The organism is Sphingobacterium anhuiense, assembly GCF_042686355.1.
GTDB classification, from domain to species: Bacteria; Bacteroidota; Bacteroidia; order Sphingobacteriales; family Sphingobacteriaceae; genus Sphingobacterium; species Sphingobacterium anhuiense.
Genome location: NZ_JBHUPE010000004.1, coordinates 1,081,202 through 1,096,657 on the forward strand (window position 1 = coordinate 1,081,202; position 15,456 = coordinate 1,096,657).

Genomic DNA, 15,456 nt, shown 5'->3' on the forward strand with positions numbered 1-15,456 from the left:
AAGACACATGGAGATCTCTAATGAAAAGAGTTACATTTTGGTCAAGGATTTTTTTTCTTTATCATATCTATATTCGTAACTCTTCTCTTCATCAGATGGCTGTCCTCTAAATATATTCTTATTTCCCCAGTTAGCATTTAATTTTAAAAAACTTGGTGCGATGATCCAGTTTCCATCTAAACCAATAATTCCAAATAATTCGTTTTTTTTATCCTGTGCTACAGCGCAAGCACATTTTTCATAAAAAGTTTCAGGCACTCCATCGGACTGGTCAGCGGAATTACGCAAATAGCGCTTTCTGTCTACTTGTGTTTTATCCCAAAATACGATAGATGCTTTTTTAAAATCAGAAACAAAATATTCAGTTAGAAACAAAGAGTTCTCCTTGCGCTGTAAGTCTGCAATAATCCGCTCATATGAAAACTTATTATAGGCTTCCGCACATGTAATTTCATCGTTCTCAAGTTGTGTTATGGCATTTTTAATACCTGCTACATAAGGTTTGAGGTACTCACTTTTATAAGCAGCTCCGTTTCCAGACATTACTTTTGACAATTTATGGCCTTGTGCATTCTCTGCTACAATCTTTATGACATGTCGCATTGATTCAGGAACTTTGACACGTACATATCCATTGCCATAGTGTACGATTTCGATTTGCCCTGCAGGGGTCTGTATGGTTTGTCCTGCAGCAGTAATTTCATAAATAATTTCCTTACTTAAATTGGTCTCCATACTATAGTCAAAACTTTTGATTGGTTTTGTGCCTTTAAGCACCAACGTTTGATGACCAAATTGCGGGGAAATTATTTTATCAACCGAAATGTCTTCGCCCCCTTCGATTGTTCCATCTAAAAAGTATATTTTTTTTACTTTAAAAATTGCATCCGGGATGTTATCTACGAAATCTAAGGTAAAATTATATCCATCTCCAAGGATATTGGATATATTAAATCGATCAAACCGGACTTCAATTAATGTATTAGGATATACATATTTTGTTATTGGCGGATATCCTTTGGGAAAAAGATAGCTTTCGTCTATCTTGCTATCATTTTGCATCTGATCTTGCAGATCACTAAAATTAGCCCGTAAATCTCGGAGATCCGAGGGTTCATATTTATCGGCATGCAAGAAGTTATCAAGCAACAATAGATTATCATTGAGCATATCAAGACATTCCTGCTTGGATTGACCATTTGAACAATTACTGCTGGTTAGAAAAAAAAGTATAATAATTATTTGATATATGCTGTTCATCTTTATCCTTCTAAATTTTTAATAATCTAAGCTATTTGTAATTATTGTTACTAGCTCAGAAATAATCCTTAATAAGGACTAAATTAATATATGAAACGATAAAACAAGAAGATATTTACAATACGTTTTATCCCATTTACGATTTGATCAGGTTCACTTGTTTACACTCAATATTTTAAAGTACCTTTCATACCCTCATGGCACTCCAATTCCAATAATCGTTTTGAAGGAGTATGTCTTTTGATCGTAAACAACCATCGTCAGGTAGATTAAGCTGCTTGTAAACAAAATCTGATATATTCAGATTAATAAAAAAATGTAATTTAGTCAACCGAACTAGAAAACTAAATGTATAACAACAGAATCCAACTGCAAATCATCTTTTTTTTAAGTATATTTATTTGCAATTTTTCCCATGCGCAAACACATTTATATAACGAAATGTCTATTGATAGCACCAGCTTTACAGAGACTAGAAATATACTAAGCGCATTACCCGTAGATATATTTCAAAAAAAAGTATTTACAAATGAATGTACTAAAATCCCCTATCGATTCCTTTTTCCGAAGAACTTTACTACAACTAAAAAATATCCTCTTGTAATTACATTTCATAATTCTTCAAGACAAGGCAATGATAACAAAAATCAATTGGAACATTTAGCACGAACTTGGGTAAGGGATGATATCTTTGACAAATTTAATTGCTTTGTGTTAGCACCTCAATTTGAACAGCGTTCCTCTACCTATTCGCAGAATGCGGAAGGGATGCTGACAGCTAGTCCATCAAAAGATGCTATTCAAATTTTGATACTGATTAAAAAACTAGAAAAGGAACATCCCAATATTGACTTGAATCGAATTTATCTAATTGGCTACTCTATGGGCGCATCAACAGCTCAAAATTTGATCAACCTAGCCCCAGAAAAATTTGCAGCAATAGTTTCTATAGCCGCTGTTCCAGACTTATCAAACCTTGATAAACTAAAGCATAAAGATATTTGGTTAATTCATGGAGAAAAAGACACAAGTAATCCATACATCGGAAGCGAAGTATTATATAAAAAATTAGACGGTAATGCCAAACTTGTTTTCACAACGTTTAAAAATCTAGATCATAACAACATTGTAATCCCTTATTTACTAACAGATGAACTTCAGAAATGGTTATTCAGTAAACAGCTATAGATTTCAGGAAATAGAACCGTTTGCATTGTCTATAGCTCCTCTAGTTGTTCTGTTTTAAGTCCTTAACAAAAAATTATAGCTGCCAGCTGTTTGGCAAAGTATAAAATGATCCTTTTTATCAATTTTGATATATATCCAGTTCAAAAAAGAATTTGGAACCTTTTCCTAATTCACTTTCTGCCCAGATCTTGCCCCCATGGCGCTCAATAATTTCCATGCTTAGATATAACCCAATACCGAATCCAGAAACAGTCGTGTTGCCCACTCGGTAATATCTCTCAAAAAGCCTTGATAAATCTTCTTGTTTTATGCCGATGCCCTGGTCAGATACCATAACCCGTGCCTTTGTACCTATTTGCTCAAGAGTTACCCAAATATCACTAGCTGCTCGTGAATACTTCACCGCATTTCCGATCAAATTGTTAAACACCTGTGCTATTTTCTGCCGATCGGCATAAACTGGAATTTCTTCGTCACTTAATTTGGCTGTGATTTTATTATTCGGAAATAGAATGCGATATTCATCACTGGTTTCCTTAAATAATCCACGAAGATCAAATGTAGATTTTTCGATGTGCATCTTTCCAGATTCCAGACGTGATACGTTTAAAAAGCCATTTGTCAAGGAGGTCATTAATCGGACTTGTTTTAGTGAACGTTCAAGCGCATACTCCGCGAATGCTAAACCATCATCCTGCTTTAACTTCAACTGTAAGATCTGGAGATAACCGTTTAAGGATGTAAGCGGGGTTTTTAATTCATGGGAAACCATACCAATGAAATCATTTTTACGTTGCTCTTCTTCTTTGATTGACTGAATATCTGTTGTAGAACCGACCCACATGATTAACTCTCCCTGCGCATCAAGCACAGGAGAAGCAACGTTAATATGCCAGATATACTGGCCATCTTTATTCTTAAACCGCATCTCTGAAATAAAGGGAACTCCGGTTTTGGATGCTTGTAAGAGCCCTTGTTGAAAATTCTCTATTTCATCCGGGTGTATCATCTGAAAATAACCAAAATCACGGAGGTCTTCGAAACTAAGTCCTGAAAAATCAAGCCATCCCTGATTGAAAAAAGTTACTTCTCCATTTGGAAGTGCATTGGATATTTTAACAGGAACAAGATCAGATAACTTTCGAAAATGCTGTTCGCTGATCTCTAATGATTTTCGTGAATTTACCTGCTCGGTTACATCAACTGCTACAATTACAATATCAGAAACGTTATCATGCTGATCAAAAATAGGCTGGTAGACGACATTAAAAAATAATTGTTTTAATTTCCCTCCATGTTCAAGCAATGCTGGTATTTCATTGGCATAGAATGGTTCTTTTGTTGCAAATACATCATCCAATATTTCAAGAAAAGGCTGACCATCAAGTTCAGGTAATGCCGACGCCAATGGGAGGCCCACAATTTCTCTGGTCTTACCCCAGACTTCAAGTATTTTATCATTAGCGGTCTCCACAATCAGTGTTTTACCCTGAAGAACTCCAATTGCCACGGGCGCCTCTTGAATGAGAAACTTGAATCTGGATTCACTTTGGGCAAGCAGTTCATTTGTTGCTGTAAGCTCGTTTGCATATTGCTCCAATAGCTTTCTTGCATGAACGCGGTCCGTAATTTCGAAAGACATCACCAGTACACCATTTCTGTTTCCATCTAGATCCGATAAGGGTTGATAGGTATAATCTACATAGGTTTCTCTGATCGATCCATCAGCGTTTGTAAAAATAACCGGACTTTCCTTCACATCGATCACCTCCCCTGTTTCCATGACCTGACGAAGCTGACTTGCAAAAGGTTGGTCGGCAAGATCAGGAAGGATTTCAAGAAAGGGTTTACCGATGACTTCTTCTCTTGTTTTCTTCCAATAGGCAAGATTAGAGTCATTAATCATTTCTACAACAAGATCAAATCCCCGGATCACGACTACAGAAGCGGGTAGCATATCCAGTATCTGTGCCATGTTGTTACTTTCCTGCCGCGCTTTTCTTCTGCTGTGAACGAACGCGGTCACTTCGAAAGCAAAATTAAAAACCCCGTCCACTTGTGCGTTAGAATCAAACCGGGGAACATAACTAAAATCGAAATAACGGTCTATTGTCGGTCCATCTTCTTCTTTTGAAATAGCGACTAAGCGATCACGAAAAGAAACAGGAAGGCCTGTTTTAAAAACATCGGTTAAAGCTTGTGCAATATCGGTATCAACTATTTCGGGAAGAGATTCAAAAAACGGGCGGCCAACAAGTGAGCGGCCTGGCAACATGGCCTGATAATTGGGATTTACAAATTCTATTAATAGATTCTCGCCAGTCATGACACTAATCCCAACAGGTGCCTGAAGGAAATAATCGTGCAGACGGTCACGATCTATTTTCATTGCATTATTAAAAGCGGTATCTTTTTCACGTTCCATTACCTCTTTCGTATTTTCCTGAACCCAGATCGCTACCTTATGCACTTTACCGTCAAGATCTACCATCGGTGCATAAACAAATGTTACATAAATAAGCTCCTGCTTACCGTTGCGCATAAGAATCATTGGTACTTGATCGGCATGATAGGCTTTATTATTGGAAACGACATGACATAAAATATCCTCATATTGCTCCCTCACTTCTGAAAAGGTTTCCCAGTAAGATTTACCGATTAAATCCTCTTCCCTTCTACCTGCGATCTGCAGAAACTTCTCATTGGCTAATTCGGCGATAAAACCGTCCGAATTGAGAATACAAATTCCAGATGGTGCAGTGTCCACTAGGGTTTTTAGTAGATGGTTATGATTAAAATTCATTCATTACAAAATAAAATACGAAAGTAGCTGATGGTCGCGCAGGTAGATGTGTCAAAAATTTGCTATTATGCTATAGTAAAAGTTCAAAAGCTAACGCTTATTAAGCAAATAATATAAACTGTCAATGTCAAAAAAACTGCTATGCTATGTTCTGCTGGTCAAAAATATCATGAATATATTTATTGTAGAACTATAAATAAAAAATTAGTGAAATATACGTATTTATACCTTTACCGCACGTTTTAATTCGTATTATAGCAGTACGAGCAGGGTGACGCTTAAAATGATTTCATTTTTATTTCTTAAATTTACTCTCTGTTTCTGATTGAAATAATATTCTGAAAGAATAAGCTTGTAAAAAAATCTAATTCCTCCTCGATATTAAATCAAAATAACAATAATATATTATTGAACGTTTTTAATAGCTCTTATGGAATTTTTAGATTGTGAAGATGAGAAAATTACACTATGTGGTCTGATCCAGGATCTCGGTTTTCTATTTGTATTCAATAACAATAAAAGATGCATAGCTGTTAGTGAAAATGTTTCTTTACTAACTAATACTCCTTTAGAAAAATATTTAGATCTAAATATTGATATCATTCTAGCTGCACTCACGGGCAATGACAAATTAGACTTTGAAACAATAGAAGATAGTTTCAATACCTCCATTTTTTACAGATTTACAGAAAAAATAATCATCAATAATGAAAATTATGATTTAAGTATTTATCGCTATAATGATCATACCTATGTGGAAGCGGAGATTTGCAATAAAAATCAGTTAAAACCTAATCGATTGTATTATTATGCTAAATATTTAGAAGAAAATAAAACAGACATTTGGAAATCGCTTACGAATATCATACGCCAGATTATTAATTATGACCGGGTAATGGTCTATCAATTTTTGGAAGACAGCAGTGGGAAGGTCATTGCAGAATCAAAATCGGAAAACATACATTCACTGTTAGGCTATCGCTATCCTGAATTTGATATACCCAAGCAGGCCCGCGAATTGTACACCATCTTTCTTGCGAGACATACAGCAGATATAGATGGAGCTACACATAAAATCATCAGTAATGATCGAGCAGATATCGATTTAACAAAAACGAGCATTAGAGCGCTCTCTCCGATCCATCTCCAATATTTAAGAAATTCTAAAGTTAGCGCTAGTGCAAGCTTCTCTATTATAAAAGATGGCAAATTATGGGGACTGGTTACCTGTCAGAATAATACACCGCTACATGTGGATCTTGCACAGAGACATCTTTGTACTTTTTTGACCCAATTTGCTACGAATCATCATATTTCTAATTTATTAAAAAAAGATATAGAATTGCAGAATACAATGCATATTCTAGAGAAAGATCTAAAAGGTGATCTTTTAATAAACAGAGATACACATGATGTTCTTGAAAGGTTTGGCGAGAAGATCATGCACATCATGAATGCTGATGGACTGTATTTAAAATATGCTAAAAATGAAAAATCTTTCGGCATAATTCCCGACAGAAATCAGTTGCAGGAAATCCATAATTTCATAAAAAATGACATTGGAATAATTTCCAGCAATCAATATAAATTCAGCAGTGGTATAAACCAACTTCCTGGCGTGATGGCTGCAGAGATATTACCACAATCAGATTGGAAAATATACCTGTTCCGCAAAGAGCGCTTAATAGAAGAGATATGGGCTGGAAAACCTGAAAAGCATCTTCAGTACGATGCAACAAAAAAAATAAGCTTTCCTTCTCCAAGAACTTCTTTTGATGCATGGAAACAAATAACCGGCAATACATCTTCACCATGGCTTAAGATCGAGATATCATTCTTAGAGCGCATTGTTTTCCTTATTCAACAAGCAATTGCCAAAAGGAATGCCGAAATAGAACAACTTAACAAAGATCTTGTCCGTTCTAATAATGCGCTCGATACTTTCAGCTATACACTTACACACGACCTTAAAAATCCGTTGTCATCCATCAAACTGGGAGCACAGATGTTATTGATGAAAAATGATATTCCAAGGGAGCTTTTACTTAAACTGGCGAACAATATATTAGATGCATCAGCGCTTATTACCGAAATGATCGATAAGGTTCATGAATTATCCAAATCGAATTCGGTTGCATTAAACCTTGAAATCTTGGATCCTAAAAGCAATATCCTTTCCATTACTGAGATTGCGAAAAATCAATACGGTGTTGATGGTCTGGATTTTAAAATGGGGGAAATTATTCCTATAAGAGGCGAGCGAACTCTGATCTATCAACTTTTTTTAAATATTATCGGAAATGCGGTTAAGTACAGCAGCAAGCAAAAAAATCCAAAAGTTGAAGTATACAGTACACAATCTGGAACGATGGTAACCTACTTTATTGTAGATAACGGTATTGGAATGGATCTTCAGAAAGAAAATAATATTTTTGATATCTTCCAAAGACTTTCAAATTCTTCAGGATATGATGGTTCTGGAATCGGACTTTCTATTGTAAAAAGAATTATTGATCGATTAGGAGCGGATATTAGAGTTGAAAGTGCTGTTGGAAAAGGAACAACATTTGAGATTATATTTGAGAATGCTGAATAATGTATTCTTCTGTCTTGATCTTTAAGGAACACGATCAGAAATCGTAGCTCCTTATTTTCTATCCTCTTTAATGCTATACAAATTCTCCACTTCTGTGATCAGCTTTTTAATAATTTCAGCTGTAGATTTCCCACTATACCCATTATTAGATTGACCTGTCCAAATACTAACAAACTGGCTATTATTGTTCGCTTTTGCGACTCTTCTCAGTTCGCCGGTTAACTTATTCTGATAAGGATAAGGCAATATATGTCCTTCATCTACTAGATTTGTAAAAACATTTTTGATACCTCGTGCATAACGTCCAGAAAAACTTTTAGTAAGCGCAATAGCTGTTTCATCGACATCCCTTAAACGCTGTTTTTCAAATTGTTCTAACGCACTTTCTGAAGATCCCAAGAGGAGGCTTCCGAGTTGAAATCCTTGTGCTCCCAGGAGTTGTGTAGCCAGTAAGGTCTTGGCATTGTAGATACCGCCTACATAAATAATCGGTATATTGACGCTATCATAAACTTGAGGTAACAAAGATAAACCTCCTATGGCAGGTATGTCATCGCTACTAAAACTACCCCGATGTCCGCCAGCCTCAAGTCCCTGCACACAAACAATATCAACTCCAGATTTTTCTAAAATAACCGCTTCGGTAACAGATGTACAGGTTCCCAGAAGCAGGGTGCCATTATTTTTTAACTTATAAATACTTGGTTCGTCAAGATTACCAAAAGTGAAACTTACAAACCTACATTTTTCCGCAATAAGAGCATCAATTTGGTCATGATAGCTATTGATCTGTATTTCTTCAATGCTGGGCAGATGAACATCGAGATGGTGCTCACGTGCAATATTTTCAATAAAATCTTTGGTTTCAGTATATTTTTCTCTTAACGCATCCGTCAGTTCAGGTATATCATTTACAAAAATATTCACCGCAAAGTTATTTTTTGTCAACTGCTTTGTTGCGCGAATATGTTCAATACATTTTTCAGCAGGCAGGTCGCCCAAGGCAAGAGTACCTAAGCAATCTGCATTAGTCGCCGCAGCTACCATTGCTGGAGTTGTAACACCAAACATTGGTGCTTGTATAATGGGATACTCAACGTCTAATAGTTTGGTTATATTATTTTTCCAGTTCATGATATGGGGTGTTAAATTCCAGCTTTATATCTTATTTAAGAAGTTTCATAAACAAATATAAAGCATAATTTTACATCTTTTTATTCGTTTTTTTTGCTATGTTTTGCATCATACCCTTAAAAATGAAAGCATGGAAAGGTAAAACAGAATACCAGTACAATCTGCCGGATATACCCAATGGCCGGAATGTTGCTGTTTGGGTAAACGTATCATCTTGATCAATCTTAAATTCTAACCAGGCCTCTCCTGGTAATTTCATTTCGGCATATAACAGTAGTCTACGTTCTTTTTTATCTGCAAGAATTACTCTCCAAAAATCAATGACACTGCCTGTAGACAACGTATCTGAATTTGTTCTTCCTCTTTGTAAACCAACCCCGCCAACCAGTTTATCCAAAAATCCACGAATACCCCATAACCAATCTGCATAATACCATCCTGTTTTACCTCCTATTGACCAAATATTACGCAAGGCAAGATCCACATCATCCACTTTCATTGATCTGACATCTTTAAAACACCCGTCTTGCGGAACTTCAATAAGTTTAACAAAGCTGTTGGGATACCTTTCTATATTCAGTGCATCTCGCCAGCTCGATATGACTTGATTTTGTTCGATCTTACCAAAGGCCAGTTCAATAGCCTGTTCATAACGCATAGGTTTTACATTAATTTTTTCCTGTAGATCATTGGGTTTTGCTATTACATCTACCCGCATACTCTCAACTAAACTACTTGCTAATGGAAACGAAGTAGAGGTAACAAAATATAGCCAATAAGAAGATAACTTGGGTGTCATGACAGGAACGGTAATGATCCAGCGCTTAAGTTTTCGCACTTGTGCGAAACGGAGCAGCATGTCCTTATAAGTCATTACATCAGGCCCACCGATATCATAGGTTCTATTAAAGGTAAATTCCTTCATAAGCACTCCTTCTAAAAATGAGAGGACATCCCGAATGCCAATTGGCTGGCACCTTGTTTTTAACCATTTCGGAGCAATCATAACCGGTAGCTTCTCGACCAAGTCTCTTATGATCTCGAAACTCGCACTACCCGACCCTACGATAATTCCAGCTCTTAAAGTAGTTAAAGCATAATGGTGCGATTGTAAACGTTCTTCAACATTTAAACGTGATTGCAGGTGTTTTGAAAGCTCTTTGCTATTAACAATACCACTTAAAAAAATAACTTGTTTAATATTTGTTTGTTCGATACTTGCTTTAAAATTAGCAGCTACAGTAAGTTCGGCCTCTGTAAAATCGTTTTCTGAGGATGACATCGAATGCATCAGATAGTAAGCGACATCAATATCCTTCGGAATTTGATCCAAAAAATCATTCTTCAAAAAGTCGACCTCTATCAGTTCAAAATCAAAACCTTCATATTTGCTCCTATCAAAGCGATTCACATCACGAACACAGCATACAACTTGATGTTTTTTGTCAAGCAAGACTGGAAGTAAACGTTGAGCAATATAACCCGTGGCTCCTGTCAATAGTATTTTCATCTGTAAAGATTTTCATTAAGAAACATATAATCCACCACTTCATAACAGAATTGTCTTCAAGCGTGCTGTGATCGTTCAAGAGCCAGCCCGTTAAACTCTAAATACAATATCAATAAACATTATCCATGCCCCACGTACATGACAGATCTTGTATTGGACATCTAAAACATGGAGTAATGTACGTTCACATTGCCATTCCGCTAAGTAAAGATAATAACAATTTATATCGGTAAAAGTAAGTCTTACACTATTTAATTTAGGTATTTTTCAATTTTACCTTAAATAAAAACTGATAACTTTTGAAAAAATAATTTGATTATAGTTTATTTATATTTATATTTGAGATAGTATCGGGCATTGTAGTGGTTATTTAGTCCCAGTAAGTACCTTACGTGATCATTCACCACATCACTTGCCGATTTTTGTTATTCATAAAAAGTGCGCAGTACTCTGTAGAGCTTGATTCCAATCAACCTTTACTAATACATACATCCTTTTCTTGCTAGCAGATCGATCGACTTCCGCAAGTTATCAAGTTATATCTTATGACATGAACGGTGGCACAGAATTAAATAATTTTTAATAAAAACTATAATATAATGCAAGAAGGAACAGTAAAATTCTTTAACGTTACCAAAGGTTTCGGTTTTATTACACCATCAAATGGTGGTCAAGATGTATTTGTACATTCAACAGGTTTACTAGATGACATCCGTGAAAACGAGCGTGTTACTTATGAAGTAGAAAACGGTCAAAAAGGTGTTAACGCATTCAATGTACGCGTAGCAAGATAAAAGAATTGGTGAATTATTTTGTAATTCTCTCTATTTTTGATGTAGTGATTAGCAATTATGCTAATTAACTACATTTTTTACAAAAACCACTCCCATCTACAAATAGTATGGTGCATATCTCATATGCTTATCCTGCGAAATCTCTACAAACTCATAAAAAACTGTATTCAATTGGCCCTCATTCATCTAGCGGCAATGCACATTTATGATAGAAATCTGAGCATAAGCAACTTAAAGCCAATGATACTATTCTTTATTTAAAAGATTCTCCATTTCTAAAACCGCTATTTTTCTATTTTCATGATATCGCTCAACTTCAACATTTAAGACTAAGCCATCCACTATAACCGGGCTTCTGATTTCAACAATTTTTGAATCATCATGTAATATCCAAGCTAAAAATTGTCTACCATTATTTAACTCCTTGTAAATATCGGGTTTTCTCATAGCACTAAAAATCTAAAACTCAGCCATAAAGGGGGATTAAACACCCCCTCGGATAACACGCAATAAAATAACGATGATGGCAATAACTAATAGAATATGAATAATCCCACCAGTAAAAAATCCTCCAAAAAAACTGATCGCCCAAATAATTATCAAAATTACGGCGATTGTGTATAATATATTTCCCATAGTAAAGTAATATTAGATTTAAAATAAAGAAGCCGGTAGTATATACCGGCCTGTACTTGATCAATTTATTTTGCTGCTCCGAGATTAGCTTCGCTCATTGCAATTTCAGTCAATAATACATCTGTATCCTTTTCCTCCGCTAATGTAGCCGCTAACAGTTCTTCTGCTTCACTGTGTTCCATCAATTTCGCATAAGTAACAAGACAACCATAGGTTGCAATCTCGTAATGCTCCACCTTTTGTGCAGCGGCGATCAAAGCAGCATCCAGTACTTCAGGGCTATCCTGGAATTCTTCCAAAATTTCATCAGCCTCGTTTAATAGGCCTTCCATCGCTTTACATTTTTTACCACGAGCGGTCATATCCAGACTCGAGAATACCGCTTTTAATCTTTCAATCTGCCCTTCTGTCTGTTTATAGTGCGTTTTAAATGCTTCTTTTAAACTATCACTATGTGCTCCGTCTGCTAACTTTTTTAAACCTTTAAGCAGTTGCTTTTCCGCACCCAGAATATCTTTCAACTCATCTACAAATAATTCATGTAAGTGCGCATTTGGCATTTCGCCATCTTTGTTTTTTTTAGCCATGATCTTAAGTTTTAATTTAAACTACACTAATAACTTATGGGACAGATAATAGTTCATTACGAAATATAGAACGCGTATAAAAAAGAAGATATTAGGTAAAAATCTCGTTATAAAAAATTTAATACTTCGTCTTCAAATAACTTTTGAAAGCGAAGTATTATTAAGAATAATAATATATAAGAAAAATTGATAAGAAAAAAGCAAACCACTTCTTGTCCTATTTGTTTTATAGATGACAATTATAAAATAATACATATATGGAAGAGGAAAAAATGAATTTGGAAGGTCGACTTATCAACTATCAGGAGTATTATGAGGCTCTAGAACAACCTAAAACTTTTAGCTTTGATTATAGTCCGCAACGATTAATTATTAAAAATTACACATTACGAAATAAGGATAAATCGCTTTACGCTAAATTCCTCAATACTTTTTTTCCTGATAAGGAAGAGGAAGAGCTCTTAAATTATGATAAGGAGTTATTATATCTCAAAAGATTCGGAAAGGATGAATTGGCGAGATGGCTGATCGATTATAATGTACGCCTACTGCAATCGGATATTAATTCGACAGATAAAGATGCCATTTTTAAGGTTGTAGCAATCCCTGCTGAAGATGATGTAGATAACTACTTAGCAAAGGATGACCTGATACTCCATCATATATTACCGCTTGATGTATTAGAATTCCCATATCCGGTGTGGATAAACATTAAATTGCCACATACAGGATCATAAGCAACTTCATGTTGGAAAAGTCTTTTTATTATTCTAGTAAACTTAAAAATTATAGCGATGTTGTATATTTTAAACGAAGACACTTACGACCTTACTCCTACATTTAGTGAAAATCTGCTGATAGATGGAGCTAATGTGGTGAAAACAACTTTTATTAATTCTAAAAATGAAAAATATTTTATGATTTCTTCCGCTGATGTAGCAGATGCATTTTTTGATGACAACAACGTTGAACTTGATATTTCAGACGCCATCAAAAGAATACAGGAATAAGTTGTTGCCTTTACTGGGCTGAATAGCCCGACACACAAAAGGTTACAAAATAATCTAAAACACAAAAATAGAGCCGATTGCAACAATTGCAATCGGCTTTTACATTTAGACCTGCTTTGGTTTTGAAAATACACTCTGTAAGATAACAGATAACATAACAAAAGCACAACCTAAATAAAACGAAGCATTGACCTCTTTACCCTCATTAAAAAATATAAAAGCTAAGATTATGGAATAAATAGGTTCTAAATTGAAGCTTAAATTAACCGTAAAGGCAGGTATTACCCGTAAAACTTCCGCAAACAGGACATACAACGTGACGGTACAAAAAGCGGCTAGCAATAATAGGTAGAGTAGATCTGTTGTAGAAGGAAGCAACGTTGTCACTGGAAAAAAATAGAGATAAAATGGTAATAGTATTCCCAAACCGATTGTCCCTCCTACCATTTGATAGTAATTGATGACGATGCTATCATGCTTTTTTACCAACCGCTCATTAAATACAGTATACAATGCTGCAAATGCGGCTGATATAACTCCAAGCCATATCCCAAGCTGATAAGATGAATCAAAATGAAATATTAAACTGATGCCTAATAAAGTTAGGCAACTTAATAAAAGCTGTGGGACTGAAAAAGGTTTTTTGTTGATCAGAGGTTCGAAAATTGCTGTAAATAAGCTTGTCAAACAGTAACAGACCACTCCGATTGATATGTTTGCATATTTTATACTGGCATAGAAAAATATCCAATGGATGGTAATCAACATGCCTACAGAACTTACAGTAAGTTTTTCGGGCATGGACTGCTTGATATCTTTTTTAAAGAACTTTAAAACAAAGAACAATATAATTGCTGATAAAAGCACTCGGTACCACACTAATAAACCCTCGTTTAAGGATATTAGTTTACCGAAAACTCCCGTAAACCCGGCTAATATAACAGCAATGTGTAAGCGTAAATATGATTTTTTCATGAAAATGAGCGTATTTCTTTTTTATAGTTAATATCTAAATTTTTGACATAATGATGCACACGGCCTATTAGCCGAAAGTATGTCAATCTATTTTACTAGGACATTACGCTATTGGAGGAGGAAGGCTACTTTTTCTATTCATGATTAATTCAAAAATAACTATTTTTTATTAAACATAAGTAAGATATTGTATTTCTCTGCTTGCTAATATCCCTGAATAAAACTATTTTGCTGTTATATGAAAATTCATGTATTAAAAGATGGTGACTTCTGCGTCGACAAAAACAAGGTATTTACTCCTTTGGAAGAATTAACAAGCGCGACAGGCCTTAAAATGGCTGTCCAGCCTTTTCTAATTGAGGTTGAGGATCATGTTGTTTTGCTGGATGCAGGGCTAGGAAGATATCATAAAGGATCTCCCGTAATACTTAATAACCTACTAGTCCTCGGTTTTAATCCTTCATGTATTACAACTATTTTATTGTCACATCTCCATAAAGACCATATTGCTGGCTTAGTCAATACACAAGGAAATGAATGGTTTCTGAATTTTCCTGATGCAAAGATTTATATGCAGAAAAGAGAATATCTTTTTGCTAAAAGTAAGACCAATAATCCCTCTTTTGATTTTGACATTTTGGATTTTATTACCGAAAATGGCACCATTGTATGGATGGACGAAGATAAAGGTGTTATATGTTCAGAAATTTCTTTTGAAGTGACAGGCGGCCATACGCCCTTTCATCAGGTGTTTTTAATTCGCGACAAAGAAAGCATTGCCTTCTACGGTGCTGATAACCTTCCAACAGCAGGCTATTTAAAATATCCAATTGCATTTAAGAGCGATTTCGATGGTAAGAAAGCTATGGAGCAACGTACTGAATGGGAAAAACTTGCAAAAGCGGAACATTGGAAAGTGCTTCTGTATCACGACATGAAAAGAGCTATCTTACAGTTCTAAAA

Annotated in this window: 14 protein-coding genes; 6 read left to right on the forward strand and 8 right to left on the reverse strand. The window is 35.2% G+C overall.

Features of this window, described 5'->3' with window-relative positions:
• Positions 1-30: 30 nt before the first annotated feature.
• Positions 31-1,260, reverse strand: a complete 1,230-nt coding sequence (locus tag ACFS6I_RS10340) for a hypothetical protein (protein ID WP_380920232.1) — start codon at positions 1,258-1,260, stop codon at positions 31-33.
• A gap of 441 nt (positions 1,261-1,701) precedes the next feature.
• Here ACFS6I_RS10340 and ACFS6I_RS10345 point away from each other — a divergent pair, with 441 nt between their 5' ends.
• Positions 1,702-2,448: a carboxylesterase family protein gene (locus ACFS6I_RS10345; protein ID WP_380920234.1), complete on the forward strand. Its 747-nt coding sequence runs from the start codon at positions 1,702-1,704 to the stop codon at positions 2,446-2,448.
• A gap of 118 nt (positions 2,449-2,566) precedes the next feature.
• Here ACFS6I_RS10345 and ACFS6I_RS10350 read toward each other — a convergent pair whose 3' ends face one another.
• On the reverse strand, positions 2,567-5,251 hold the full coding sequence (locus ACFS6I_RS10350) for a PAS domain-containing protein (RefSeq protein WP_380920236.1): 2,685 nt from the start codon (positions 5,249-5,251) through the stop codon (positions 2,567-2,569).
• A 430-nt stretch (positions 5,252-5,681) separates the two neighbouring features.
• On the opposite strand from ACFS6I_RS10350, the gene ACFS6I_RS10355 reads away from it, so the two are divergent.
• The gene (locus tag ACFS6I_RS10355) at positions 5,682-7,847 is read left to right on the forward strand and encodes an ATP-binding protein (protein WP_380920238.1); all 2,166 of its coding nucleotides are present in this window, start codon (positions 5,682-5,684) and stop codon (positions 7,845-7,847) included.
• 51 nt (positions 7,848-7,898) lie between these two features.
• Here ACFS6I_RS10355 and ACFS6I_RS10360 read toward each other — a convergent pair whose 3' ends face one another.
• Together ACFS6I_RS10360 and ACFS6I_RS10365 are read right to left on the reverse strand one after the other, a co-directional pair.
• Complete coding sequence (locus ACFS6I_RS10360; RefSeq protein WP_380920240.1) at positions 7,899-8,981, reverse strand: NAD(P)H-dependent flavin oxidoreductase; 1,083 nt, start codon at positions 8,979-8,981, stop codon at positions 7,899-7,901.
• Positions 8,982-9,051: 70 nt separating this feature from the next.
• On the reverse strand, positions 9,052-10,491 hold the full coding sequence (locus ACFS6I_RS10365) for an SDR family oxidoreductase (protein WP_380920242.1): 1,440 nt from the start codon (positions 10,489-10,491) through the stop codon (positions 9,052-9,054).
• Positions 10,492-11,090: 599 nt separating this feature from the next.
• Here ACFS6I_RS10365 and ACFS6I_RS10370 point away from each other — a divergent pair.
• Complete coding sequence (locus ACFS6I_RS10370) at positions 11,091-11,285, forward strand: cold-shock protein (protein ID WP_021188372.1); 195 nt, start codon at positions 11,091-11,093, stop codon at positions 11,283-11,285.
• Between the two features lie 246 nt (positions 11,286-11,531).
• On the opposite strand, the gene ACFS6I_RS10375 is transcribed toward ACFS6I_RS10370, so the two are convergent.
• The 3 genes from ACFS6I_RS10375 to ACFS6I_RS10385 form a co-directional block, all read right to left on the reverse strand.
• Positions 11,532-11,732: a hypothetical protein gene (locus ACFS6I_RS10375; RefSeq protein WP_380920244.1), complete on the reverse strand. Its 201-nt coding sequence runs from the start codon at positions 11,730-11,732 to the stop codon at positions 11,532-11,534.
• A 36-nt stretch (positions 11,733-11,768) separates the two neighbouring features.
• Positions 11,769-11,921 (reverse strand): lmo0937 family membrane protein, encoded by a 153-nt coding sequence (locus ACFS6I_RS10380; RefSeq protein ID WP_021188375.1) that lies wholly within the window; start codon positions 11,919-11,921, stop codon positions 11,769-11,771.
• A gap of 65 nt (positions 11,922-11,986) precedes the next feature.
• Positions 11,987-12,508, reverse strand: a complete 522-nt coding sequence (locus ACFS6I_RS10385) for a YciE/YciF ferroxidase family protein (protein WP_206368252.1) — start codon at positions 12,506-12,508, stop codon at positions 11,987-11,989.
• A gap of 257 nt (positions 12,509-12,765) precedes the next feature.
• Here ACFS6I_RS10385 and ACFS6I_RS10390 point away from each other — a divergent pair, with 257 nt between their 5' ends.
• Both ACFS6I_RS10390 and ACFS6I_RS10395 read left to right on the forward strand, forming a co-directional pair.
• The gene (locus tag ACFS6I_RS10390; protein WP_380920246.1) at positions 12,766-13,245 is read left to right on the forward strand and encodes a hypothetical protein; all 480 of its coding nucleotides are present in this window, start codon (positions 12,766-12,768) and stop codon (positions 13,243-13,245) included.
• 57 nt (positions 13,246-13,302) lie between these two features.
• Positions 13,303-13,518 (forward strand): hypothetical protein, encoded by a 216-nt coding sequence (locus ACFS6I_RS10395; RefSeq protein WP_021188379.1) that lies wholly within the window; start codon positions 13,303-13,305, stop codon positions 13,516-13,518.
• Positions 13,519-13,623: 105 nt separating this feature from the next.
• On the opposite strand, the gene ACFS6I_RS10400 is transcribed toward ACFS6I_RS10395, so the two are convergent.
• Positions 13,624-14,493 carry a DMT family transporter gene (locus ACFS6I_RS10400; RefSeq protein ID WP_315396223.1) on the reverse strand — a complete coding sequence of 290 codons (870 nt, stop codon included), beginning with the start codon at positions 14,491-14,493 and terminating at the stop codon, positions 13,624-13,626.
• Positions 14,494-14,731: 238 nt separating this feature from the next.
• On the opposite strand from ACFS6I_RS10400, the gene ACFS6I_RS10405 reads away from it, so the two are divergent.
• On the forward strand, positions 14,732-15,454 hold the full coding sequence (locus ACFS6I_RS10405; protein WP_380920248.1) for an MBL fold metallo-hydrolase: 723 nt from the start codon (positions 14,732-14,734) through the stop codon (positions 15,452-15,454).
• Positions 15,455-15,456 lie beyond the last annotated feature (2 nt).

Bases quoted from the DNA above. Each gene is read 5' to 3' on its own strand.
- ACFS6I_RS10340 (WP_380920232.1), bottom strand. From the start codon at position 1,260: ATGAACAGCATATATCAAATAATTATTATACTTTTTTTTCTAACCAGC.
- ACFS6I_RS10405 (WP_380920248.1), top strand. From the start codon at position 14,732: ATGAAAATTCATGTATTAAAAGATGGTGACTTCTGCGTCGACAAAAAC.
- ACFS6I_RS10385 (WP_206368252.1), bottom strand. From the start codon at position 12,508: ATGGCTAAAAAAAACAAAGATGGCGAAATGCCAAATGCGCACTTACAT.
- ACFS6I_RS10355 (WP_380920238.1), top strand. From the start codon at position 5,682: ATGGAATTTTTAGATTGTGAAGATGAGAAAATTACACTATGTGGTCTG.
- ACFS6I_RS10365 (WP_380920242.1), bottom strand. From the start codon at position 10,491: ATGAAAATACTATTGACAGGAGCCACGGGTTATATTGCTCAACGTTTA.
- ACFS6I_RS10395 (WP_021188379.1), top strand. From the start codon at position 13,303: ATGTTGTATATTTTAAACGAAGACACTTACGACCTTACTCCTACATTT.
- ACFS6I_RS10350 (WP_380920236.1), bottom strand. From the start codon at position 5,251: ATGAATTTTAATCATAACCATCTACTAAAAACCCTAGTGGACACTGCA.
- ACFS6I_RS10400 (WP_315396223.1), bottom strand. From the start codon at position 14,493: ATGAAAAAATCATATTTACGCTTACACATTGCTGTTATATTAGCCGGG.
- ACFS6I_RS10380 (WP_021188375.1), bottom strand. From the start codon at position 11,921: ATGGGAAATATATTATACACAATCGCCGTAATTTTGATAATTATTTGG.
- ACFS6I_RS10370 (WP_021188372.1), top strand. From the start codon at position 11,091: ATGCAAGAAGGAACAGTAAAATTCTTTAACGTTACCAAAGGTTTCGGT.
- ACFS6I_RS10360 (WP_380920240.1), bottom strand. From the start codon at position 8,981: ATGAACTGGAAAAATAATATAACCAAACTATTAGACGTTGAGTATCCC.
- ACFS6I_RS10390 (WP_380920246.1), top strand. From the start codon at position 12,766: ATGGAAGAGGAAAAAATGAATTTGGAAGGTCGACTTATCAACTATCAG.
- ACFS6I_RS10375 (WP_380920244.1), bottom strand. From the start codon at position 11,732: ATGAGAAAACCCGATATTTACAAGGAGTTAAATAATGGTAGACAATTT.
- ACFS6I_RS10345 (WP_380920234.1), top strand. From the start codon at position 1,702: ATGTCTATTGATAGCACCAGCTTTACAGAGACTAGAAATATACTAAGC.